This window comes from Alkalihalobacillus trypoxylicola, from assembly GCF_001590785.1.
GTDB lineage: Bacteria > Bacillota > Bacilli > Bacillales > Bacillaceae_D > Alkalihalobacillus > Alkalihalobacillus trypoxylicola.
Genome location: NZ_LTAO01000001.1, coordinates 577,587 through 600,885 on the forward strand (window position 1 = coordinate 577,587; position 23,299 = coordinate 600,885).

Here is a 23,299-nt window from a genome sequence, read left to right on the forward strand (position 1 = left end):
TATTTCGAGAATTACCAAAATAATTTTTTTCTTCCCTTTAAATATAATAAGCCTTCAGTAAAAAAGTAATCTCCATATATTAACGGAACATGAATGTTCTTGCTCTCTGGAACATGACTGGTACCCTTACTAATTAATCCTTGTTCTTGAGTGTTCTCCCATTCACCATATTTTGTGTAAAGAGAATATAAGATATTTTCTCCAGCTTCATAATACAGCTTTGATTCGTTTTCACTTGTAGAATCAGACAAAACTAATAATCCAGCTGCTGCAATAGCTCCTGCGGATGAATCACGAAAAGGTTCATTTTCTTGAGGAATTCGGAAATCCCAAACTGGTACATAATCTTCTGGTAAGTTCACAATAAAATAATGAGCCGCTTTTTTGGCCGCTTGTAAATATTTATCCTCTTTTGTATATTGATAGCACAGTGCTAATCCATAAATCGCCCAGGCGGCACCTCTTGACCATGCCGATTCATGAGAATATCCTTGACCGCCAATTGCCTCTAGCTTTTCACCAGATTCGGAATCAAATCGAATAATATGATGGACAGAACCATCTTCTCTTATAAAATGGTTAATGACCGTGTCAGCATGTTTTTTTGCCACATGCTTATAACGAGGATCTCCAGAAATTTCACTCGCCCAAAATAAAAGTGATATATTCATCGTACAATCTATAATCGCCCAACCAGAATTATCCTCACCTGGTGACCATGGGTTCCATGCACGAATATAGTTTCCATTAAGATTAAATCGCCCCATAAATAAATTTGCGACTAACAAAGCCTTTTTCCTAGCATCCTCTTCTTCTACTGTTTTATATCTAGCAACACTCGTTAATATCCACATAAAGCCCATATCATGATCTAATCGATCAAAATCAAAAATAACATCATTTAACTTCTCTTCACATTCTGTTGCTAGTTTTCTCAATTCTTCATTTTTATTTTCTCGATATACGAGCCATAATAAACCTGGCCAAAATCCTGCCGTCCACCAATGAGGCTGTTCAAGAGCATATTGCCCCTCTACACTTGCATGTGGAAATTGTGATCCTATTTCTTTACTGATTCTTACAACTTTATGCTCTACCTTATTCCAAGCTTCTTCGATCCATCGATCTTTATTTTTCATTTAATTTATATCGCTCCTTTTCAAATTTGAAATCGATTTCAAAAATAATTTCAATAAAATGCAACATCCTCTTTATGCTATTCGTGCGCACTTTAGAGAATACGTTGAATTTTCAGATTTGTTCAATTAAAACAAATTGCGATGTCCTTAATGATACTTGCTTTTGTGATAGGAATCAAATAAAAAAAACTTCTCATAACCTGATAAAAATTAGTAAAGGAGCATTAGAAGTAAGAATAGGCGATTTTTGAACAGATTACTTAGAATTTGTAAGAAAACCGCTCGATTAGGTTTTTGATTTCCACTTTAGGTAGATGCTTTCCCAAGGGCTTGTTTTCAGCTAACTCCGACTACGCTGAGCTCGTCAGAGTGGATCTTCAAATGTGTCAAGGTCGGGACAAACCCTGTTTTATAATCACCACATGAGAGAAAATTGAAATGTTGTTTAATAGACGAACATCAAGAACGAACCATGAACCCTCCTTACTATAAAAGGAGGGTTTTTAAAAAGGGTAGATTCACGATTAAAATAGTAGGCTAGCGGACACAAGACATGGAGACTCCAGTTGGAGGAAGTGGTTATGCCGAAATCCACTTTTAAAAAAGTTCGGCATAACCCCACCGGACTGAAGCGAACAGCCGTTCACCTAACATTTGAGAAAATATTCATTCATGAGTATTGTTCCGACATTGTTCATTGTTTAGATAAACATCCATCACAAAACGATTTCGCTATTTTAAAATGAATAGGTTTCGTTCTAATCTCTTACGACTATTACTCGGCCACTTCTCCAAATATTTTTACATCGGAGAGCTGTGGAGTGTACCAGTTATTTGGATTATTATGCAAATTCGCATCAACTAATTGAATACGCACATACCTTGCTTCCCCTTCTAAGCTATCTGATGTAAATCCATAATTTTTATTATCTGTTCGATCTAATACTTTTTCAAAATTTTCTCCATCGATGCTCGTTTCTATTTCATAATAATGCACGGCTTCAGAGCCATTAAATAAAAACCAAGAGATTTGAACATGAGATAAATCATAAACATCCTCTAAATCTACCATCCACCAGGTAGGCCAATGATTATTAGCGGCAACCCAACTCGATTGATAATCTCCATCATTTGCCTTTCCCGCCTCAGCACCTGTTAGTTCTGATTCAGCAAATGCAGGTTTTTCCTGGGAAATTAATTGACCAGGTTGAACAGGAATGACAAGCCCTGTGGATGCTGATGCTAAAATCTTTTCAAAATAATCATAGAAGGCATACCCATCATGTAGTGAAATTGGATACCAGCGGTCTCTAGCTCCACCTGGGTCTTCTGCCCATCCAAACATCCATCTGTAGGCATTCATGATGTGGGTAGTAGCCTCTGAGCCTTGAACCGTATTAATATGACCCGACTGTCCACCAAATGTATTTTTATTTCCTATTAATCTTAGTTCTGACCAAGGCCCTTCCATAGAGGAAGCAGAAGCATAGGCTGCCTGAGATGGATACCAGCCTGCTGCGTCAGAAGTAAAGATATAGTAATAACCATCTTGTTTTGTAATCCCTGGTCCTTCTCTGTGTTGACCTTCAAATAATGTCATCACTTCTCTTTCTATCTCCAAATGATCAGGTGTTAATTCATATAAAATAAAGTCAGCGTTCATATTAGCTGATGACATGATATAGCCTGTACCATCATCATCAATAAAATAGGCTTTATCTCTTGATTCATTTCCATTCGGTCTAAAGCTACCATGATAGGTCCAAACCTCTCCTGGTTTACCAGATGCAACCGCCAGCCTCGCTAATGAATAATCTACATTATTTTCATAATGATACCAACCTACTATCTCACCTGTATGTTCATTATATTGAACCGTTCCAGATTCTAATTTACTCGCTTCTAAATCCGGGTGACTGTTTCTATCCATTACCACTTTGTCAAAAGTCCAATTTTCACCATCTTCTGATGTATAGAGATTTATTTGTTTAAATCCATTTCCATCATTTTCTTGTCGATAGCTGTAATATAAATCACCGTGTTTAATACCACCTGGTCCTAGTGAACCTTGAAATCCACCTTCTTCGTTATTATGAAAATAACCCACATCATCAGGTACTTGATAGGGTTGAAATTCAATGGCTGAGGACTCGACATATTCTTGTTGGTCAAAAACCGCTCTTATTTTATAATGATAGTTTTTGTTGACTTCTAAATGATAATCGCCAAACATTTTGGCGTTTCCTTGATAAATTTCTTGATAATTTTCCTCGTTCTGCTCTGATCGAAAAAGCACGTAATAATTAGCATTGGCTACTTCGCTCCAATAAATGTTAACATGGTTCACGATTTCCTCTGATTCAGAGATAATAAACGGGGTAATACCAATTCCTATTTGAGCATCGCCTTCTAGGTCTCTAGCTTGGGTATAGTTTATTGCTGTCAAAATAGATACGCAGATTGTCATGATGAAAATGATAGAAAACTTTTTCTTCTTAAACATTCTTCACTCTCCTCTACATTATATTCCACTTTGTTCAAACTACTTGATGGCAAAGCTTTACTCCTTCACCTCCCTTCAAAGAGACCATTTCTTTTTACACCTATTTACATCACAGTGATTTTAAAAATGTCGTAATTTGTTGAACTTTTTCTTTTGTAATGACAAAATCGAATTCCCCATCTTTGACCATTACCAAAAAGAGTTCATTAAAGGAATAGAAATCAATCTGTGTCTCCTCTTCATTATCAAAAACAATCTTCAATTGCGCCTCTAGATGATTCCATTCAAAACCATTCTCGTCAGCAACCTCCGCATCAGGATTTAATTCTAGTAAGGCAAGATAGAAATCCCTTATCTTTTCAGGCGCTACTTCTTTTCCATTTAATTTGAACATTTCTTCTGAATCAAATTGTAAGTGGTACGTTTCATTTTCAACTATCCACTGCATTTCCTTGATATTAGTCATAAAAGTATACACCGGTGTTTTTACTGCCATATCAAATGCTGTTACATCAAAAATCTCCATATGCTCAGCTAAATTCACTATGTGAATAAAAGAATCGTCCTCAAATTGTGCATAATAATAACCTGATGAACGTTCTTTTCCGATTTTTATCACTCTTTCTTGTTCATCTACTGCTTTCATTGTTAACTTTAATAAAGGCTGATCGAGATGATAGAATGATAAATCTTCCTTTCTTTCAAAGCTTTCGGTGGGATAAATGGAAGTAAATGCGGCGACAATGGCTTCGAAGGATGGACTTATTTCATTTAATTCCGGTTTAGTAGTGTATGGATACTCTAAATAATATTGGCTCATTACATATGGAGTATTTTGAGGGTAAGGTACGACTTTAATGATGTCGTCTCCTTTTTCATAAACTATCTCTTTAAACATTAGGTTTGGCTCTGTCTTTCGATAATCAGAGCTCAGCTGTTCAAGTGATAGTAGGAATGAATGAGCCACCTCGTTCGCTATCGAATAAATATTTTGGTTATTTTCATTCATCATATAATACTCATTACCGGTCGCTAGCTTGTTCCCTAGCAAGAAGGAATGTGTATCGTCTTTAGTCTGAATCTTTATGGTAGCATCAGGTGAGTTCAATCCGTACTCTTCTAGTGGAATATCATTTCTATCCGTAATAAGCCGAAGTGTTGGGATTTTTGTGACTGAATGAACATATTCAAAAAGTTTAATCGGATCGATATCTTCCGTTTCTTTTCCTTTTATTGTCCATTCACCATCTATATTTTCAATCTCTAACTCTTGATTTGAAGAAAGTAACTGAACAGAATCGACTTCATTTATATTCAATTCGAAGATGGTACTGTCATGTACGGAGGCATGACTCATTTCTTTTTGACTTGAACTGACATTTAGCATAAAATAAGCCGCGATTGTAATGAACAAGATTAAAATGAGAACCATTAAATTTTTCCTTTTCACAAGCTTCCTCCTTTTTTCAGTCATTTTTATTTCTTTTATACCAAACAAACCCTCCTACACTCATAATAAGTAATGGAATGAATACAATCACGATCATCGCTATCGTCATTTGTTGCCCTTTATTCATGGTTAAAATTTCACTGGAAACATCTTTAGACATAATATTAATCGGATTTTCCCTCTCAGATAGCCAGAATACACTATTAACTAAAAGCTCTAAGTTCGCTTGATTACTTGCTTCTATAAAATCTTCATTTGCTAAATAAGAGCTAGAGTAAACGACCATTTTTCCATTCAAAAAATCATGGTCTACATTCCTTTCTTCGGTCACGGCCATCCCAATTTGGAATGGTCCTTCTGAGTCACTCTCCTCTTTTTCATACGTATTCGATTGTTTCATAGCCTCAAAGGATTTTCCAAATGATTCAGAGGAGCTCATTAATAAAGGCTCTAAAACTAATGTGTCTTTCCTCATATTAAGTACATCGATAGGTTGAGCATAGACCGTTATAGCCGTAGATTCGCCCTTTATCAATGAATTTACAATTGGATGTTGAATGAAGTTAGGTAGTAGGTAGTAATTTTCTGAAGTAATCGTATGGGTTGAACTATTCTCAAAGACCATTTCCTTTCGAATGCTCATTCCATACCTTTCTAATAACGTTTGTACATTCGGGAATTCTTGGTCCTGAATGTCATGTAATAATAAAATTCTCCCACCTTCTTCTAAAAACTCCGAGAGTGTCTGCTCCTCCACATTTGTTAAATCCTTTTGTAGCGATTGAATCCATACAATATCTCCCTGCTGAGGCTTCCAATCATCTCTTAATAGCTGCAATTCCTCCATTGCAACGTTTTTCTGAGACAGTGTTCCTTTTAAAATATTAGGCAGTTCGCTTTCACCATGTCCTCTAAGTTCATAAATAGTTGTATGATTATTTTCTATTAAATGAGCTATCGTGTTAGTCACTAATGACTCTACTTGAAACGATTCTATCTTTTCATAGTTATCAGCATATATGTACATATCAACAGCATCTATTACTTGGTAAGAATCGTCTATTTCAACAATAACGCTTCCTAATGTAATAGCTGAGTTCCCTTCTTGATATTGGCTTATGATATGAGGGACTCTCTCTGGGTCTATATATTCAATCGTAATTCTCTCAGTCACTTTTTCATACTCCCTTAATAATCGAGTTAAATTCGTATCTTCTTCACCGATTCTATTTAAGGAGAGGAGTGTGACATCTGAATCAAGCTGCTCTAAAAAGCTTATGGAAGCTTCAGATAAGCTAAAGACCCGATTTTCTGTTAAATCTATTGTAATGGGTCTTTCAGAAACGATTAATTGTATAAAAATAAAGATACCTACTACTAATAAGGTCGATAAAATAGAATATTGACCATGCTTTTTTGTTTGATTGCTTTTGGTTTGGCGAAATGGTCGCAATAATCTTTCCTCCCTTAACTCCAACGTCGTTTCGTAATCATTTTAATCGTTAAAAATAGGAAGAGCATCATAAACGATAAGTAATAAATTAAACTTGAAACATTTAAAATTCCTAAAAAGAATTCTTCGCTTTTAATCGGTAAGGATAGCCATCTAATTACCTTTAAAAGTAGTCCTTCATAAATGACAGGATGGAACAAAAAAAGCAGAGTAAACAAGGTCATACACATCATTCCTAATGTGAAAGTCCACGCGTAACTTTTACTCAAATAGTAGATTGCAAAGCTTAATAAAAGCATGACAACAAAAACAAATATAAATCCTGACATTGCATCCGTTGGGAAGTAATTAGAAACGGGGCCTAACACCCAAAGCATGATAGATGTACCCAATGTCAGAATTCCCGAGCTTACCTGACTCTCTGTTAAAGAAGAAATGAGAATTCCTAAAGCAATAAAAGTTGTTCCCATAAAATAAAACCCAATAAATGCTGTCAAAACGGGTTCAATAGCTACATTTCCAAAAGCTTGCAGTATCAAAATATAACTAATTGATATAAAAAGAGTGACAAAGAAAAGGCTGGCTGCTGCTAAAAACTTACCTATTACGATACTAGGAATACTTTTCGGTGAAGTTAACAATAGTTGATCCGTTCGGCTTCTTCTTTCCTCAGAAATCGTTCTCATCGTCAATATGGGAGAAATCAAAATAAAGATTAATACCATATTGCTTAATGTCGTGTTAAAAGCATTATTGGGAGTTGGAATGATATTTAAAAATGTAAAATATAAACCAAATATAAGGAGATACATAGTCAAAAATAAAAAGCCAGTTCCATTGTAAAAATAACTTTTCCATTCCTTTATGTAGATTGTCATCATGATTTTACTCCTGCCTTTTCATTAGTAGCATGTAGAAATAAGTTTTCTAAATGATTATTTTGCTGCTTCATCATTAATAAAGGCAATTGATGATGTGAAAATGAACGAAAAACAGTCTCTCTTATATCAAGCTTTTCCTCACTAATTAACAGGAAGTCTAGTGTGTTTAATTCATAGCTACCTATTTTTTTATAACTTTTAACAAAAGGTATTTGTTGAAGACATGTAATAATTTCATTTTCTGTTGCTTTGATTCGTATGATTAGGTGGTCATTCAAATATTCATTAGGATCGGTAATGAGTAACGGCTGACCTTCGTTTATAATCATGACTTTGTGGCAAAGGGCTTGAACTTCAGATAATATATGGGAGCTTAAAATAACCGTGCTATTCTTGCTTATATCCATTATTAATTGTCTAAATTCAATAATCTCCTTTGGATCTAAGCCGGAGGTAGGTTCATCTAATACCAGAAGTTCAGGATTACCTATTAAAGCTTGGGCTAACCCTACTCTTTGTTTAAAACCTTTTGATAGATGTTTAATCAACTTATTTTGCACAAATTCGATCGATACAAAAGACATTTTTTCAAAAATTTCACTCTGAATCCTTTCTTTACTTACCTCCTTCAATTTACAAACAAATCTTAAATACTCCTTGACTGTCATATCTACATACAAAGGAGGAATCTCCGGTAAATATCCAATATTTTTCTTCACTTTTTCTGGTTCTTCTAAAATATCGATCCCATGTATTCTCACTTCTCCTTCACTCATGGAAATATATCCAGTCAAAATGTTCATTAAGGTAGATTTACCAGCACCATTTCTTCCTAGAAAACCAACAATTTCTCCTTTATTTATTGTCAAATTAATTTTATTTAAGGCAAGAAAATTCCCATATTTTTTCGTGATGTTTATTAATTCAATCATGGTCACTTACCATTTTTTTCGAAATTTGAGTGTCTTCTTTTTTATGCTCTAATTGAACCTTTCCAAAAAGCTTTGTAACAAGAAGCATAACAATAAGTGCCATTGCACCAGGTATAAACACAAATGTAATCGTAGGAAATAAAGTAAAGAGATACCCTCCAAGGACGAATACGATTAAAATCATGATGGTCGTATTGAAATGTTTCAAAGTGAAATAAAGAGAAATACGAAAAACATCTATTAATCGCATATAGTATTGAGAGATTAATGGAAAAACATAAAAAGCTGTACACAATAATAATGAAATAAACATATATAATGGGAAGATGAGAAAGCTCGCAAATTCATGAAAAACAATAATATAATAATTCCATGTAAAGAGGGCTATTAAAAATAAAATCAAAACCCATGCCAGTAATGCTTGCTTAAAATTTTGCCGATAGCCTATAAAAAATTCTTTTACCACCGACACTTGTTTATCCAAAACAATCTTTCTCATAACGGAATAAAGAGCACAAAAAGAAGGGCCCATAGGGATAGAAACGACTAATAAAGCGATAAATACAATATGAAAAGGTAGTAACTGCTCTTTTATCGAGAAAAGTGATACAAATAACACAAAAACAAATAAGGCATTGGACACAATGAAAAGAACACTAGAAATAAGGATCCAATAAATATAATTGACTATGGTATATAACTTATTTTCTGTAAAATCTCGATTATCATATCTTTCCAATTTTCACCCTCCATATCTTCTTTTAACTGTTAGGAGCACAAAAGAGTCTTATCACTCTTTTGTGCATCCTCTGTTATTGATAATCCGCTAACGACCAAGAGTCTTTCCAAATAATTTCGATTTGACCATCCTCCAAAACTTGTAAAGGTAACCAAACATACGGAGATTTCCCTAATTGATCAGGTGTCCATCGATCACCGATATAAATGTAGCTTCCTTTAGTAGGATTAAGAGGCATTATAAAGGTACTTTGTGAATCAAAAGTAGTCTGATTATCATCATTTCTACAAGGATCTCCTTTGATTTTATAGTCACCAAGTGGAGAATCAGAAACCGCATACTCAGCCTGATTTGGCTTCCATCCCGTACAAGCTGATGTAATTAAGTAATAGTGATTACGGTATTTAAAAGGTGCCGGTGCTTCACGCATTTTTCGAACAAACTGACGGGACCATATCTTCCCTAAATCCTCCGCTGTACATTGAGGTCTGAGTCGGTTCGAACCCTGTGATTTATCAATCCAAGTATAATCAGCATTTAGTCTAACGATATACATTGTCCAATTTCCTTCTGATGAATACAAAACATAGGCATCATTAACTCCATCTTGATTGCTATCAATATCATCAACAAATAGGGTCATATCACGAAATGAATTTCCTAAAGTACTTTCATTTGTGTGGGCGTCAAAGCCTTCCTCCGGCTCAAACAACACCGGTCGATCATAAAACAAAAAGGTAAAAGGACCCGTTGGTTGATCACTTACAGCTACTCCTGCTGAAGAGAAAGCATAGCCTTTCTTTTCAGCATGCATCCACATGATAAACTTCTTAGTTAAAGTATTATAAATAACCTTTGGTCTTTCAATTCGACCTTCGTTTTTCCCTTGCAATTCTTCAGGCATATCATCTTGTTTAAGTGCTGTACCTTCATTTGTCCAATTATATAAATCGCTCGATGAATAGCAGCTCACTCCAACTGTATTTAAATACCCTTCCGTATTATCCTCACCATACCAATAGTATCTGTCTTTAAAAAATAGTAACCCGCCACCATGAGCACTTATATGATTACCTTTATGATCAAGCCACATTTGTCCAGGCCTAAAAGCTAGATTTGACATAATTCCTCCTCAACCGATCTACTCATTTTTAATTAGTTAAATGGCTGTTATTCTTCTTCCTCATCCTCATCAATACCTAAGTCCATTCCTTCTGATTTGAAATCATCTAATGCACCTTGGATTTGAGGTTCAATAGACTCAAGCCCACTTTGAACCGTGGTTTCCCCTGATGAGATTTGACCGAAGAAATCGTTAAAAATCGTATTAATGCTATCAAACCCTCTAATTAGATTTGTTCTAGTATGATCATTCAGCATCAGTGCATAATCAACCGTTTCTCGATCTCCCGCTGTCGCTTCAAAATCGTTGCGAATCCATCTCTCCCAATCCTCTTCTGTTCCAATTTCGTGGATAGCGTCCCAGATTTTCACTTTTTCTTCTGGATGTTCAGCTGTAGCTAATAACACATCATAAGCAGCTTCGTATCCATATGAGACAGGAGTATCATTTGAAGGCCCTGTTGGGAATGGAACCATTCCATATTCGCCTTGCATTCTTCCATCCGTCCAATAGCTTCCTGGTACCCACCATTCAGCCGAAACCATCGCTACGATCCCATCTGCGAAATCGCTATAGCGGAAAAACCATTCAGCTCCCTCATACCAGTCTCTAATCGTATGACCATAATCAGTCGTTGCACTTTGATAAAATTCTAGCGCTTCAATGACCTTTTGATCATTCATGTTAATTTCGATTCCATCATTCATTTTCGTAATAGATTCATGCCCGTTACTATAAATAAATTTCCAGGCTAAATTTTCAGCAGCAAATCCAAAAATATCTGTCTCACCGTCATTATTCGTATCTCTTGTTGCCATATCAGCTATTTCCATCATCTTTTCCCAGGTCCATTCTCCATTTTCATATAACTCATATAAATCAGGTAAGCCTAAATCATCGAATAACGTTTTATTCCAAAAAATAGCGTCTCTCATTGTAACTCCATTTGGCGTTAGCGAGTAATACTTCCCTTCAAATTCGCTAGCCTCTTTCGATGATTCACTCCACTTCACATCATCATAATCTATTACTCCTAAATCACTTACTGGATAAACAATCCCATTCGATATTAAATTAGGATATAGCGCTGGTGAAAGGACATGAACGATATCAGCAACTGGATCACCTGCTAAGGTAGAGCGAATATAATTACCAACCCAATCATCCCAACCAACCTCTACTACTTCATAATTAAAATTCCATTTTTCTTGTAACTCCTCGATTTTAGCAGCTGTTCGTTCAAGACGTTCATTAATTGTCGGATCAATACTCCGATCATTTGGGGCACCGACCTTCAATGTCATCCCTTCAAAATCATAATCAGCCAATTCCTCTGTTGCTACAGGTGTGTTCTCTTCTACCGGCTCACCTTCGCCCTCATTTGAAGCCGTCTCCTCTGAGCTGTCATTACAAGCAGCCAAAATACAGAACAAACTTAACAAAGCTATAGCTAGTAATTTGTTTCTCATAATCTTCCTCCTTTTTTCTGTAAACACATATGGAAAAAGTATCATTTTGTGTTTCGTTATCTTCAACCTTCCTTGGAATAGACTTTACAATTAAGAAATTCACCCCCTTTTTTAAAGCGCTACCATTTCATTCCTCCATCAATATGCACTCACAGCCTTCCAAACCAATTATGAAGATTGTATGATAATGGTCTTTTTCCATAATTTATTCACAGATACTTCTTTCTTTTTCATGAACGAAATGGAACGAATACTTATCCAACAATGCCAGAACGTTCAATACTTTCAACAAAATAACGCTGAGCGAGTAAATAAAGAATAAACATTGGTAAAATGACTAAAATGGTTCCTGTATTATTCATGAGTGAAACTAAAGCAGGACTTACAAAACTCAATTCATCCGAATAGACCGTAGATGCTAACGAACCCAAAGCACCTGACATGACGGTATAATTTGATAGATACAAGCCTGTATAAAAGCTATCTGTCCATTGCCAAACAAAGCTAAAGAGAAACACCGTCATTAACATAGGAATAGCACTTGGGAGCATGATCTTATAAAAGGTTTTAAATGCATTGCAGCCATCAATATACGCTGCTTCTTCCAATTCCTTCGGTAACCCTTTAAAATACTGGCGTAAAAGAAAGATATACAAGCCATTTTTATACCCTTGTGCAACAATAGCCATAAGAATGAACGGCCAGAACGTATCTAGTAAATTCACGCCTTGATTCCCTGTAAAAAACTCATATAGCCCGAATACGTCAAAAAAACGAAATTGTAGAAACAAAGGAAGCATTAATGCCTGCGGTGGAACTAACAAGCAAAGAATGACTAAAAGAAAAATCGTATTTTTAAAAGGAAAATGAAATCGAGCAAATCCATAGCCGACAATCGTACATGAAATAAGCTGGAGCAAGCTCACAATTAAAGCTAAACTTAATGTTCGAAAGAATGTTCCGAGATAATCCATACCTTGTATAGCTGCTATATAGTTTTCTAGTGTTATTTCTCTTGGAATATACTGTACGGTAGCATCATATAAATCGCCCTCTGCCATTAAAGAAATCATAAATTTTGTAAAGAGTGGCTGAAGAATAATAAAGCAAATGCCAAAAATTAAAATAAATCGAGCAATAGACCAAATAAAGTTTCCACTTTTTCTAAATATCAAATTTGGTTCCTGTTTATTTTTCCATTTATTTGTTCTTACTATTTTTTCTAGACGTTGAGAGACCATGATATTCCTCCCTAATGTTGATACTTAGAAACTAACTTAATTAAAACGATCGATGAAAGCATTAAAATGATTGCTACAGACAGAAAGTAAATCCAAGCCATTGCTGAACCAAAGCCAAAATGAGAGTGACTAAAAATGGTTCGATGAATCGTACTCATCATTTCATTATCCGGGCTTGTAAACGTATTAATCACCGTATAAACCGTGTTTACAATAATTAATGGGCTTGCCATAGGGAAAGTAATTTTCCAAAAATTTTCCCAAGGTGTCGCTCCGTCAATCGTAGATGCTTCGTATAAAGATCTAGGAATAGATTGCAAGCCAGCAAGGAAAATTAAGATCTGAACACCAGATGCAATAACGATGTCATAAATTTGATCTACCGCCAGAACGATAAAATTAATAATCGGTACAGGCAAATTAATGGAATAAAGCAACTGACGGAACTGAAGAAATTGCATCATTTGATTAGAGGACCTAGACATTTCATCTTCTGCCACTTGCTGAGCAGATGATAACATTAGGTCCGAGCTTTCAATTGATAAAATAATGCCAGATGTTAAAATGACAGGTAAGAAAAATACAGAACGAGCAAAGCCTCTGCCTTTAAATTTTTGATTTAATAATACGGCGGCAAAAAAACTAAAGATTAAAACGACTGGAACCTTAGAAATAAGCTGTACAATCGTCGTTAAAAGAGCAGGAATAAATTCTGGTTCAACGAAAAGAGCTCTATTGTAATTACTCCAACCAACACTATCTAATGTGTAACCTGTTGCCGTTACCGTTAAATTACTAAAACTATAGAGCAGGGATTGTATTAAAGGCGTTAGAAATAATAATAAAAAACCGATGAGAAATGGACTAATAAATAGGTATCCTAAAGCAGACCTTTGTTGTTTTAATGTTAGCCCTTTTCTCTTTTTTGAAAGTTTGTTTTTTCTTATGACATTAGTTTGAGCCATCATCTCGCTCCTCTACTGCAAAATCTTTTGCACTTATCACGACCTGTTCGATTATGACTTCTTCATTTGAATAATTGACATACACATTAACACCATTGTCATAGGTTACCTTGTAGACCTGCTCTATTACTTTTTGATGTTCGACTATTTTTTGACCATGAATGGCTTGTAATCGTTGATTGATTTCATGATATAAAGTAATCGCTTCTTCAAACCAATTATGAGCATTGACCGAATATAAATGGTCAAAGTCGGTCTCTTTTAATAAAGAGTCAGATTCATAAATCCATTGATAATATAATCCAGCGCCTGTTTCAATTGTTTTTAAAAGCTCATTTTCATAGTTATCTGATAAATTCAAAGGGTCACCTGAATAGGAAATATAACCATTTATGACCAATTGATAAAAAGGAATATCTTCGTCTAAGATAGCGAATTGATTAGAATTCATAGGAGTTTCTAGAATATCTAGCACATAGTCAAATGCATAGGCATTGGAATTCACTCCCATTAATTGAATATCCTCCGATTCCAATCGTTTCATAGCATCTTCAATAGAATCTTTACTAGATTGTCTATCTATGAAGTTTCTTCTTGAAAAATCAGATGAAACGGTCGAGGTTATCGTTCTAAGGGATAGGCCATCAAGATTAAGGTCTTGATTTCTTGCAGAATCTAAGAAATTGGTAGTAACTTCATTCAAATGACTAGAATTTAAAATAAATCTAGATGAGGTAGATGAATCTATTCTTCTTGTTGCCAAATTATAATCTTGTAAACTGACGAGCTGATTATCGAAATATCTAGTTGCCTGTCTATTCGAAGAAAAGCCATCAAAGCTCTTTTCATCGTAAACATAGCCAAAATCAACATCGTAATAAATAGGTGTATTTATTTGATTCATATACTCTTGCAGCTCTATTAAAGACAGCTCTGAATCCATTTCCTTTAATACTTGTATTTTATTTGGAGAATAGTGATGGACACCACCATTAAACCAACCTTCTAATTTTACTTTAAGATGCTCAATGTTTTCTGCCAGTAAGCCATCTATTAAATCCTTCATTTGACTAAAGCTTGTTAAAGGTTCAATTCCTTGATAGGGAATTCCTAAAAAGCTTTTCGTCACATGGACTCCTCCAATTACCCCCAAATAAAAGGGTAAAGAATCTTCTTTTACTGGATTCGACAGGACTCCTTTATCCACCAAATAATCTTGGTAAAATTGCGCCATTCCAGAGTAAGTTGCTTCTTCTCCCGAAAGTAATCCATATCTAACTTGAAAATTACCTTGATATGGATCTGATTGATATAACTGTAATATTCCTGAACCGGTCATGTTATCTAATGAACTTCTTCCGTAAGGTAGATAGCTAAATTGTGCAAAGGCTTTATTATAAGAATCTGTTTTTCCAGCAATGTCGGCAAAAACACTTGCATACGTCTCTCCATCCTCAATAATTGCCAAGAACGCACTACCTTCTTTTTTGAGTCCAAAAACAGGTAATTTCGCTGAATATTTTTTATCTCGATTCGTGACTTGATCGTAAGTTCGAGTTTCGTCCATTCCATATACATTTGAAACGTAAGCGGTTGAAGATGTTTTTTCATTATTAAGGTTAATGAGCGCACCCGAACCATCAGGTACAAATAGGTATCCCTCATCCTCTAAATTAGCCGTACCAAAATACTCTAGTAAACGAATGTCTGTTAAAGTATATAACTCACTATTTATGACTTCATCAACAGGTATAGTAACAAGAAAATGTTCATTTTCTAATCGATACTCTACTGGTATGGTAAATACGGCTCCCCCTGCACCTTCTACCTCATTCTCTTCATTATCCTGATAATAATCTTCAATTGAATAACCAGCATTTTTAAAATAACTCTCTGCATCTTCTTGAATAAAGACGGCTGTTCCGCTTCTTAGAACAAAAATCTCTTCTTCTTCATTCAAACTATAAATATCTTGAATAACAGCAGCTTCTTCCGCTGACATCTCAGAAATGAAAGGCTCCATTCTAGCCTGAGAGATTATTTGCGGAATTAAATAACCAGAAACCTCTTCACCGACTGTATAATTCACTCTCATTCCATCCTCAATAACTTCCATCTCTACTTGACCTTTTTCTACACTATCACTATAAGAATTCATCGTTTGTTCTTGTGCATTTCGGTTAAAGTAAGTGAGTGAAAATTGAGAATAAAGCTGTTCTCTACTTATCCCAACAGCAATTGAATCTGCATCTTTGTCAGGTGGGTTTGAAAACCATATATCGCCTGTTTCTTTCACTATAATGGCTAATTCATAGGTTGCCATATTTACAAACATCATTAGCTCACTATTTTCAGCTACTAATTCTTTTTCATAGCTCTCCACATATTCAATACTTTCAGCCCATTCAACTGCTGCTTCTGTATTTATAGATAGAGTCATATATTGAAAAAATAGAAGAATTCCTAGAGATAACCCAACTTTCTTTAGCAAGTTCATCTATAAACCCTCCTTTCCTTTATATTCGGAAGACAATCTCAAGAAAAATCACATAAAAGAAGCCAAATATTTGTTGAATAACACTAGTTATGAGTAAAGCGATAAAAATCATGATGGTCATACCGATTAAAATGGCTACAATAATGAACAGCGTTTTTTTCATACTATATTGATGAGTCACCATGGTCCCTATTAAGAGCAATATACCTGCCCACAGCACGGAAATGATAGAAAAGAAATAATAAAAGGCTCCCTCTTCAAGGTTTATAAAGTGACTAATCATAATAAGCGGCAAATTAATCATAATGAGTGGGGTCAATGCATAAGCAGAAGCAATAATAATTTCTTTAAATGTCCCCTCACCATCTGCTAATGTCGTTAAGCACCAGTTTGCAATACACCATAATAAAAAAGGCAGGGCAACATTTACAACTTCTAAGAGAATATTTAATTCTTTAATATTGTTAGGATTAAATAGGAAAGCTGTATACTGCCTGCTCAAAATATACGTAATGATTAAGCCTACTGTAATTGTAATTGCCGCTCCTAATGAACCTCGCTTTTCATTATGAAGGTCCCAAAAACCATCAAAAGGTCTGAAGATGAGATATAAACTATAACGAAGACTATCAAAATACACATTCATATCTTACTCTCCTCCCCTAACATCCATTTCTTTTTTAATTTCCAGAAAAACCTAATGGTTATGAATATAAAAAGACTTACAAATAGGATGGTCATGACCGTTGCAAAATTCTCGATGATCAATTCTCTTCTGTAATGGGTAAAGGCTTTCGTATAATTTTCACGATCATTTGCTAAATTTAAATAATGCATCGCTTGTTTATACTCTTCATTTCGAATCATCGCTTTACCTAAACCTATATAAGCTAAATCAGAATTAGCGTTTAACTTTAATACTTGCTCCCATTTAGAGGCAACTTCGTTATAAAGTCCTTCATAGTGAAGTGAAATAGCCTCATTCACTAATTTTGCATATTGTGTCATTTCAAATGTTATAATCGAATTTTTTCCACTATCAAGAACAAGAAGCTTATCTTGATACTGCTCTAGAGCTACAGCTTGACGAAAATTCCCAAAACGATTTCCGTTACTTCCAAATACGTATAGCAAATTACCATCGTAATCATAGCTGAATATTTTTCCGTTATTTCCGTCAAGTGCAGAATAGACTTGAAAATCCGTTACAGTAATATCGTTAAATCTAGTTATTTGCTGTTCTCCTCTTGCCCTATAATCACCAATTGGAGGTCCATATCCAAAATCTCTCAACACATTGACACCAGTTGGATTTAATCTTCTAATAACGTCGGTTCCATATTCACTAACACTAATATTTCCTCTAGTTACGTAGATAAATTCTTCATCATCTAAATAAATATTGTTATATTCAGTTGGAATAATGAGCTCCATTCTTCTTTTTTGTTCTTGAGTCGCAATATATCTTCTCCATAAATAAGTTACAGGATTAACCGAAACCTCAGTCGCCCCCATAAAACCTTGAAAGGTACCATCAGGATTTATTTCAACAATGCCCGAATTAATGCCAATTGCTAGCGTATAAATTCTACCCGCTTCATCTATGGCAAGCTTAGTTGGTCTAAAAGATGTCGTATCTGTAATCAAATGGGTCTCTGGTCTTGATATGAACCGTTCAAAATCATAATTTTGATTAAAGACAACAATTCGTTCATGATCCGTATCTGCAACATAGATTAGATTATCTGCTGTAACAAAAACACCTCTTGGAGAGTTAAAACTATCGCCATTATTAAACTCTTTCAATTCTTGTTGGAATTCAAAATGTTCATCAAAAATCAAAACACGATGATTGTCAGTGTCTACGATATAAATAAAACCTTCATTTGTAATAAATAAATCGTTGGGATTATTCAACGCTCCCACCCCTAGGTCCTCTCCCGTCCATTCTTGACTAGGTACAAAAGGATGTGGGCTTTTTACAGGATCTAGCCAGTAGTTATATGTATAGCTATCATAAGGAACTCCTGCCTTTACAGAAGGACTAGCAAATCCAAAAAGAACTAGGATTAGAAGAGTACTCAAAATAAGTAGAAGCCATTTTTCCTTTCTCATTCATAACCCTCCTTCCTTAATCTTTAATACCGGATGTTGACATGGTCTCCATCACATTGCTTTGAGAAACAATAAATACCGTTAAAGGAACAATCATCATAAATAAAGCAATAGCAGATGCTGCACCTGCCCTGGCAAATCCTGTAGCCACAATTTGTTGCAGAGCGGTTGGTAGCGTTTTCAATTCTTCGCTATAAATAAATGTCCCACCATTCATATTCCAAAGAGCCTGAAAGGAAAAAATAAGAAGCGTTAACCATGCAGGTTTTACTAAAGGCATAGCGACCTTTGTAAAAACTTTAAATTCACTTGCTCCGTCTAACCTAGCGGATTCGAGCAATGAAATCGGAATTTGCTCCATAAATTGTTTCATTAAAAAGACACCTAATGGAGCGGCAATAGCTGGTACGATTAACGCATAATAAGTATCTACCCACCCAATTTGAGACATAATTAAATAATTGGGAATCGCTGTAACATGTGGTGAAAACATAAGTGCCATTATAACAATCGAAAAAAACAGCTTATGCCCTGGGAACTTATGCTTCGCTAAAACATAAGCGGCCATTGAGGCAACGATTAGATGGAAAAAGGTCCCAATCAATGTGATGAACACTGTATTAAAAATATATCGGGTAAAAGGAACCCAAGACGCATTCATTAGAGCGAATAAATCTCTAACATTATCTAATGTCGGATTGCGGACAAAAAACTTAGGTGGAAACTGGAATAATTCTTCTAATGGCTTAAAGGCGTTACTGACTGCAAATACTAAAGGTAAAGCCATAAAAGTAGCAAAACCTATTAATACTAAAATATTTATTAAATCTCCTGTAATCGATCGATTCGGTGTTCGGCGTTTAATTCTCATTATGTGCCCACCTTTTTAAGCAATTTTTGAATGATAATATTACAGCCAACCATAATAATAAATAAAATAGTAGCAATAGCTGATGCATAGCCCATTTCAAAACGGATCGTTCCATAATCAACTAAATGAGAAACAACCGTATGGGCTGCATAATTAGTTGTTGGAAATCCAGCTAAAGGAACAATAACATCATGGATTGCAAAAGAGGCCGTAATCGTCATAATGGCACCGAAAAGTAATTGTGGCTTCATTTGCGGAAGAGTAATAAACCAAAGCTCTTGCCAACGATTACGAATACCTTCTACATAACCCGCTTCAAACAAGCTTTTATCTAAGGTTTGTAACCCCGCTACAAATGCTAAAAAGCCCGCACCAATACTGGTCCATAGAATTACAATAATTAATACTGTCATAATATATTCGGGGTTTGTAAACCATTGTATGGGCTCAGTAATGAATCCTAATTCCATCAGAAAACCATTAATATACCCATACTGATCGCCACTAAAGATAATACTCCAAATAACAAAAACCTGGCCGGAAAGAGATGGAGCATAAAAGACTACCACTAAAAACATTTTAATTTTTCTTGGCAATTCATTAATAAACCATGCAAAGAAAAAGGAAGCTAAATAACTCACTGGACCCGTTATAAGGGCAAATAGAAAGGTAATTTTTAACGATTGTAAAAACAAATCATCAGAAACAAATAAATTTAAGTAATTTTGCCATCCAATAAATTGAGGAGATTCTAATACATTGTAATAAGTAAAGCTTAATCCCATTGAAATTAAGACCGGTAATAAATAAAAGGCAAAAAAGATAATCGCAAATGGAGTCAAGAATAAATAGGATATTTTATTTCGTTTAATATCTCTAATTAGAAGCGAAATCTTTTTATGCAAAACACTTTTAAACGTAACCGGTTGGTTGGAGCTATTAATAAGGATTTCTTTATCATCCATCATAAAAACGTCCCTTCTCCCCAGTTATTGGTCTAAACCAAATTCTTTTCTTTTATGTTCAATTTCTAAGTTGATAATTTGGGTATAATCTAAAATGGTTTCTCTTGGGTCATCTAAGTCGTTATATACTTTTCGAAAAGCATTTTCTATGTGCCTAGGAGTAAAATAACCACCTGGTACCTCAGGGTTTCCGACAACCCAATCCCACTGCTCTAATAAGTTCCTATAGACACTGGATGTCCATCCTAATAATTCAGCTGCTTCTTGATTGGCACTAGCATATCTAGCTGCAACTCCGATAATACTTTCTAATTCCTTACCGAATTTAGCCTGCACTTCTGCTGAAGTCCACCATTTAATAAATTCCCAGGACTCTTCTTTCTTTTCAGAGGTTTTCAAAATAATACTACTAACACCAGAGCTACTTACTGCTCGATTGATGGTCCCATCCGATTGAATCGTGCCTGGAACTGGTACCATTTCCCACATTCCTCTTAATTCAGGTGCAAAGACAGATAGATAATTATAAGTAGAATAATCTGCAATTCCAATTGGCATCTCACCTGTTCTTAATCGATTAGCGAAATCATATAGAACAGGGATAGAATAATTCACATAAAGTGATGTCCATTTCCTAAAAGCATTAATAGATTCTTCCTCATCAACTAGTGAACGTTCTCCTTCTCGGGTATAGAGTTCGCCTTCATTTTGATATAAAAACATAGTATAAGAGCTCAAGGTTGATTCAATTCCTTGTACCGATCCAGTACCCGTCACTCCATTAATCGGAATTCCAATGTTCATATTATTTTTTTGAATATCAGGCATAATTCGATATAAATCTTCCCATGTGTTAGGTGCTTCAATATTTAGTTCATCAAAAATATCGGTACGATAAAACATCATCGGAAACGTTTGGGTTTCCGGGAGCGCATAAACTCCTTCATTAAACTGATAGGGTACTAAAGCGCTTTCAGAAAAACGAGTAGCAACCTGGTCAAAATCATTAAACTCTGTCAAGTCGACCACCGCATTCCGGACCGCATAATTTACCGGTTCTCCTATTCCAACTTGTAAGGCAACATCAGGGCCTTCACCTGCTAAAGTGGCTGGTAATAAAGTTTCGCTATCGACAATTTGTACGTTAACATCAACCTCAGACTTTAAATTGAAATCATTTTCTACTAAAGAATTAATAATATTTCCATAGTCTCTACTATTGACCCATACCGTTACGGCCTCATCGGATTGTGCACCAATACTTGAATAGTCTTCAGTAAACGACGCAAAAAATGACTGAATTGCATAAACTGAATTTTCTAGAAAGCCTGTTGTTGCCTTTGGTTTATCTAGTTCTTCTGAAGTGACAAATAAATAATCAAGTTGTAAGGGTTGTTCTTGCATTTCTAAAACCCATGCACCCAAGGATGAAATGTTCGCTTGAAAGGTCGCCCACCGGTCGGGTATCGATTCTGGTTGAGCATACATCCCTTGTAATTGCACAACTAACGTATCCAGTACAGAGGTCGTAATTCCTCGTTGACCACTATTACTAGCAAGTTGATTTGATACATCCTCTAAAATCATTTTTTGTTCCTCTAAGATTTGAATCGCTTCTGGTACTCTCGTATCCAATTGATAGTCTCTAAAAATATCAGGTGTGCTTCCTATAATCATGAGCATTTGACGATAAGCATAGTTTAGTTGAAATACACTATCCGAAACCTGCTGTATCATTTCTGCGAGGTCACCTAGAACTACCTCAAGCTGAATTTCATTCATTCCTTCTTCTAAATAAAATAGGTATGGTTCATCCTCACCAAACATCTTAATATCCCAATCAGCACCATAATTAAAATGAATACGATTCATCTCTTGGAAAGGAATTTCTCCATTTATTTTTAGGGAACGAGCTACATACCTTCCACTCTTAAAATTTTGCCAAAACTTAGCACCTAATTGATATAATCCACTTTCCGGAACATCGACTTCCCAAGAAATCCATTGACCGACTTCTTTCCACTGTTCTCCTCCAATTGTATTTAGCCTAATTTTGGAAGGATGACTCGGTATCGTTGCAGGAGTAGACCTATCATATGTTGGATACAACATGGCATCTGATTTATATTTTGCTTGTTCAGCTTGAATGATGATATCTTCTTCTAATGAAATCACTTCATAATTTTTTTCTTCATATTGAATTAAACTTTCATCGTATGTAGGAGTAAATGGTTTTTGTTTTAACACTAGTTGATGGATGAGCATCATATCTTGAATGGATTTTATAGAAAGAGTATTGACCCCTTCTTTAAAATAAAAGAGATAAGGCTCATCTATAAACCCCATATCATCTTGAACATATGACCTTACCCATTGAGGTTCTTCAATTTGAGAAGGACGTCTATCATTATCATTTACATCTCTTTGGATCGTTCCATCGTCCTTCCAAATTCGGCTGAATGAAATATAATCTGCTTGGTCAAATGGTAGTTCACCGTTTATATGGATTTCTCTTACTATATCCATTCCTTTTCCTTCAACCGGAAAATAATAGAACTCTAGATGATAAAAACCCGCATCTTCAACATAAAATTCCCAAGTGATTTCACCTTCTTCATCACTATATATTGCTTTACCGTCCTGTCCTGCAACATTTTCATATATTTCAATTAGTTGATTAGATTTTTGTAACTGTTCAGCATCAATCGTGATGGTTTTAGCTGGTTGTATACTTTCAGGATAGCTTTCAAGATATTCTTCATAGCTTAATCCCGAAAAGGTCTCTTCTGCAGCCAAGATATTTGAAGTATTAGTACACAAAAGATAGATGATTATAACGAGAGAAATTGTCTTGATTATTTCGAATTTTCCCAATTTTAAACCCCCTCTAACGTTATAGTTTTCTATAACTCACCTTATAGGACTTTATGAAACCGGTGTCATTTTATTTTAAAAA

17 protein-coding genes are annotated in these 23,299 nt (G+C 35.1%); all 17 read right to left on the bottom strand.

Annotated elements, in window-relative coordinates; genetic code table 11:
* Positions 1-11 precede the first annotated feature (11 nt).
* Positions 12-1,139 carry a glycoside hydrolase family 88 protein gene (locus AZF04_RS02735; RefSeq protein ID WP_061947433.1) on the bottom strand — a complete coding sequence of 376 codons (1,128 nt, stop codon included), beginning with the start codon at positions 1,137-1,139 and terminating at the stop codon, positions 12-14.
* 775 nt (positions 1,140-1,914) lie between these two features.
* Entirely contained in the window at positions 1,915-3,642 is a 1,728-nt protein-coding gene (locus AZF04_RS02740; RefSeq protein ID WP_061947434.1) for a family 43 glycosylhydrolase, read from the bottom strand.
* Between the two features lie 109 nt (positions 3,643-3,751).
* Positions 3,752-5,092, bottom strand: a complete 1,341-nt coding sequence (locus AZF04_RS02745; RefSeq protein ID WP_161485251.1) for a DUF4340 domain-containing protein — start codon at positions 5,090-5,092, stop codon at positions 3,752-3,754.
* Between the two features lie 16 nt (positions 5,093-5,108).
* On the bottom strand, positions 5,109-6,545 hold the full coding sequence (locus tag AZF04_RS02750) for a Gldg family protein (RefSeq protein WP_061947436.1): 1,437 nt from the start codon (positions 6,543-6,545) through the stop codon (positions 5,109-5,111).
* Positions 6,546-6,559: 14 nt separating this feature from the next.
* On the bottom strand, positions 6,560-7,426 hold the full coding sequence (locus AZF04_RS02755; protein ID WP_061947437.1) for an ABC transporter permease: 867 nt from the start codon (positions 7,424-7,426) through the stop codon (positions 6,560-6,562).
* Complete coding sequence (locus AZF04_RS02760; protein ID WP_061947438.1) at positions 7,423-8,358, bottom strand: ABC transporter ATP-binding protein; 936 nt, start codon at positions 8,356-8,358, stop codon at positions 7,423-7,425. The genes AZF04_RS02755 and AZF04_RS02760 overlap by 4 nt, the downstream gene beginning before the upstream one ends.
* Positions 8,351-9,097: a YesL family protein gene (locus AZF04_RS02765; protein ID WP_061947439.1), complete on the bottom strand. Its 747-nt coding sequence runs from the start codon at positions 9,095-9,097 to the stop codon at positions 8,351-8,353. The genes AZF04_RS02760 and AZF04_RS02765 overlap by 8 nt, the downstream gene beginning before the upstream one ends.
* Positions 9,098-9,170: 73 nt before the next feature.
* Entirely contained in the window at positions 9,171-10,220 is a 1,050-nt protein-coding gene (locus tag AZF04_RS02770) for a glycoside hydrolase family 43 protein (RefSeq protein WP_061947440.1), read from the bottom strand.
* A 47-nt stretch (positions 10,221-10,267) separates the two neighbouring features.
* Positions 10,268-11,689, bottom strand: coding sequence for an ABC transporter substrate-binding protein (locus tag AZF04_RS02775; RefSeq protein ID WP_061947441.1), 1,422 nt, complete (start codon positions 11,687-11,689; stop codon positions 10,268-10,270).
* A gap of 254 nt (positions 11,690-11,943) precedes the next feature.
* Positions 11,944-12,930, bottom strand: coding sequence for a carbohydrate ABC transporter permease (locus tag AZF04_RS02780; protein WP_061947442.1), 987 nt, complete (start codon positions 12,928-12,930; stop codon positions 11,944-11,946).
* 11 nt (positions 12,931-12,941) lie between these two features.
* Positions 12,942-13,895, bottom strand: coding sequence for a carbohydrate ABC transporter permease (locus AZF04_RS02785; protein ID WP_061947443.1), 954 nt, complete (start codon positions 13,893-13,895; stop codon positions 12,942-12,944).
* Positions 13,882-16,392, bottom strand: coding sequence for a DUF5696 domain-containing protein (locus AZF04_RS02790; RefSeq protein ID WP_061947444.1), 2,511 nt, complete (start codon positions 16,390-16,392; stop codon positions 13,882-13,884). The genes AZF04_RS02785 and AZF04_RS02790 overlap by 14 nt, the downstream gene beginning before the upstream one ends.
* A 19-nt stretch (positions 16,393-16,411) precedes the next feature.
* Positions 16,412-17,038 (bottom strand): Yip1 family protein, encoded by a 627-nt coding sequence (locus AZF04_RS02795; protein WP_061947445.1) that lies wholly within the window; start codon positions 17,036-17,038, stop codon positions 16,412-16,414.
* Positions 17,035-18,507 carry an NHL repeat-containing protein gene (locus AZF04_RS02800; protein ID WP_061947446.1) on the bottom strand — a complete coding sequence of 491 codons (1,473 nt, stop codon included), beginning with the start codon at positions 18,505-18,507 and terminating at the stop codon, positions 17,035-17,037. The genes AZF04_RS02795 and AZF04_RS02800 overlap by 4 nt, the downstream gene beginning before the upstream one ends.
* Positions 18,508-18,523: 16 nt before the next feature.
* Entirely contained in the window at positions 18,524-19,378 is an 855-nt protein-coding gene (locus tag AZF04_RS02805; RefSeq protein ID WP_061947447.1) for a carbohydrate ABC transporter permease, read from the bottom strand.
* On the bottom strand, positions 19,378-20,343 hold the full coding sequence (locus tag AZF04_RS02810) for a carbohydrate ABC transporter permease (protein WP_081766558.1): 966 nt from the start codon (positions 20,341-20,343) through the stop codon (positions 19,378-19,380). The genes AZF04_RS02805 and AZF04_RS02810 overlap by 1 nt, the downstream gene beginning before the upstream one ends.
* A 24-nt stretch (positions 20,344-20,367) precedes the next feature.
* The gene (locus AZF04_RS02815; protein WP_061947448.1) at positions 20,368-23,217 is read right to left on the bottom strand and encodes an extracellular solute-binding protein; all 2,850 of its coding nucleotides are present in this window, start codon (positions 23,215-23,217) and stop codon (positions 20,368-20,370) included.
* Positions 23,218-23,299: the final 82 nt, after the last annotated feature.

Bases quoted from the DNA above. Each gene is read 5' to 3' on its own strand.
- AZF04_RS02810 (WP_081766558.1), bottom strand. From the start codon at position 20,343: ATGGATGATAAAGAAATCCTTATTAATAGCTCCAACCAACCGGTTACG.
- AZF04_RS02805 (WP_061947447.1), bottom strand. From the start codon at position 19,378: ATGAGAATTAAACGCCGAACACCGAATCGATCGATTACAGGAGATTTA.
- AZF04_RS02755 (WP_061947437.1), bottom strand. From the start codon at position 7,426: ATGATGACAATCTACATAAAGGAATGGAAAAGTTATTTTTACAATGGA.
- AZF04_RS02790 (WP_061947444.1), bottom strand. From the start codon at position 16,392: ATGAACTTGCTAAAGAAAGTTGGGTTATCTCTAGGAATTCTTCTATTT.
- AZF04_RS02785 (WP_061947443.1), bottom strand. From the start codon at position 13,895: ATGGCTCAAACTAATGTCATAAGAAAAAACAAACTTTCAAAAAAGAGA.
- AZF04_RS02775 (WP_061947441.1), bottom strand. From the start codon at position 11,689: ATGAGAAACAAATTACTAGCTATAGCTTTGTTAAGTTTGTTCTGTATT.
- AZF04_RS02770 (WP_061947440.1), bottom strand. From the start codon at position 10,220: ATGTCAAATCTAGCTTTTAGGCCTGGACAAATGTGGCTTGATCATAAA.
- AZF04_RS02780 (WP_061947442.1), bottom strand. From the start codon at position 12,930: ATGGTCTCTCAACGTCTAGAAAAAATAGTAAGAACAAATAAATGGAAA.
- AZF04_RS02740 (WP_061947434.1), bottom strand. From the start codon at position 3,642: ATGTTTAAGAAGAAAAAGTTTTCTATCATTTTCATCATGACAATCTGC.
- AZF04_RS02795 (WP_061947445.1), bottom strand. From the start codon at position 17,038: ATGAATGTGTATTTTGATAGTCTTCGTTATAGTTTATATCTCATCTTC.
- AZF04_RS02800 (WP_061947446.1), bottom strand. From the start codon at position 18,507: ATGAGAAAGGAAAAATGGCTTCTACTTATTTTGAGTACTCTTCTAATC.
- AZF04_RS02760 (WP_061947438.1), bottom strand. From the start codon at position 8,358: ATGATTGAATTAATAAACATCACGAAAAAATATGGGAATTTTCTTGCC.
- AZF04_RS02735 (WP_061947433.1), bottom strand. From the start codon at position 1,139: ATGAAAAATAAAGATCGATGGATCGAAGAAGCTTGGAATAAGGTAGAG.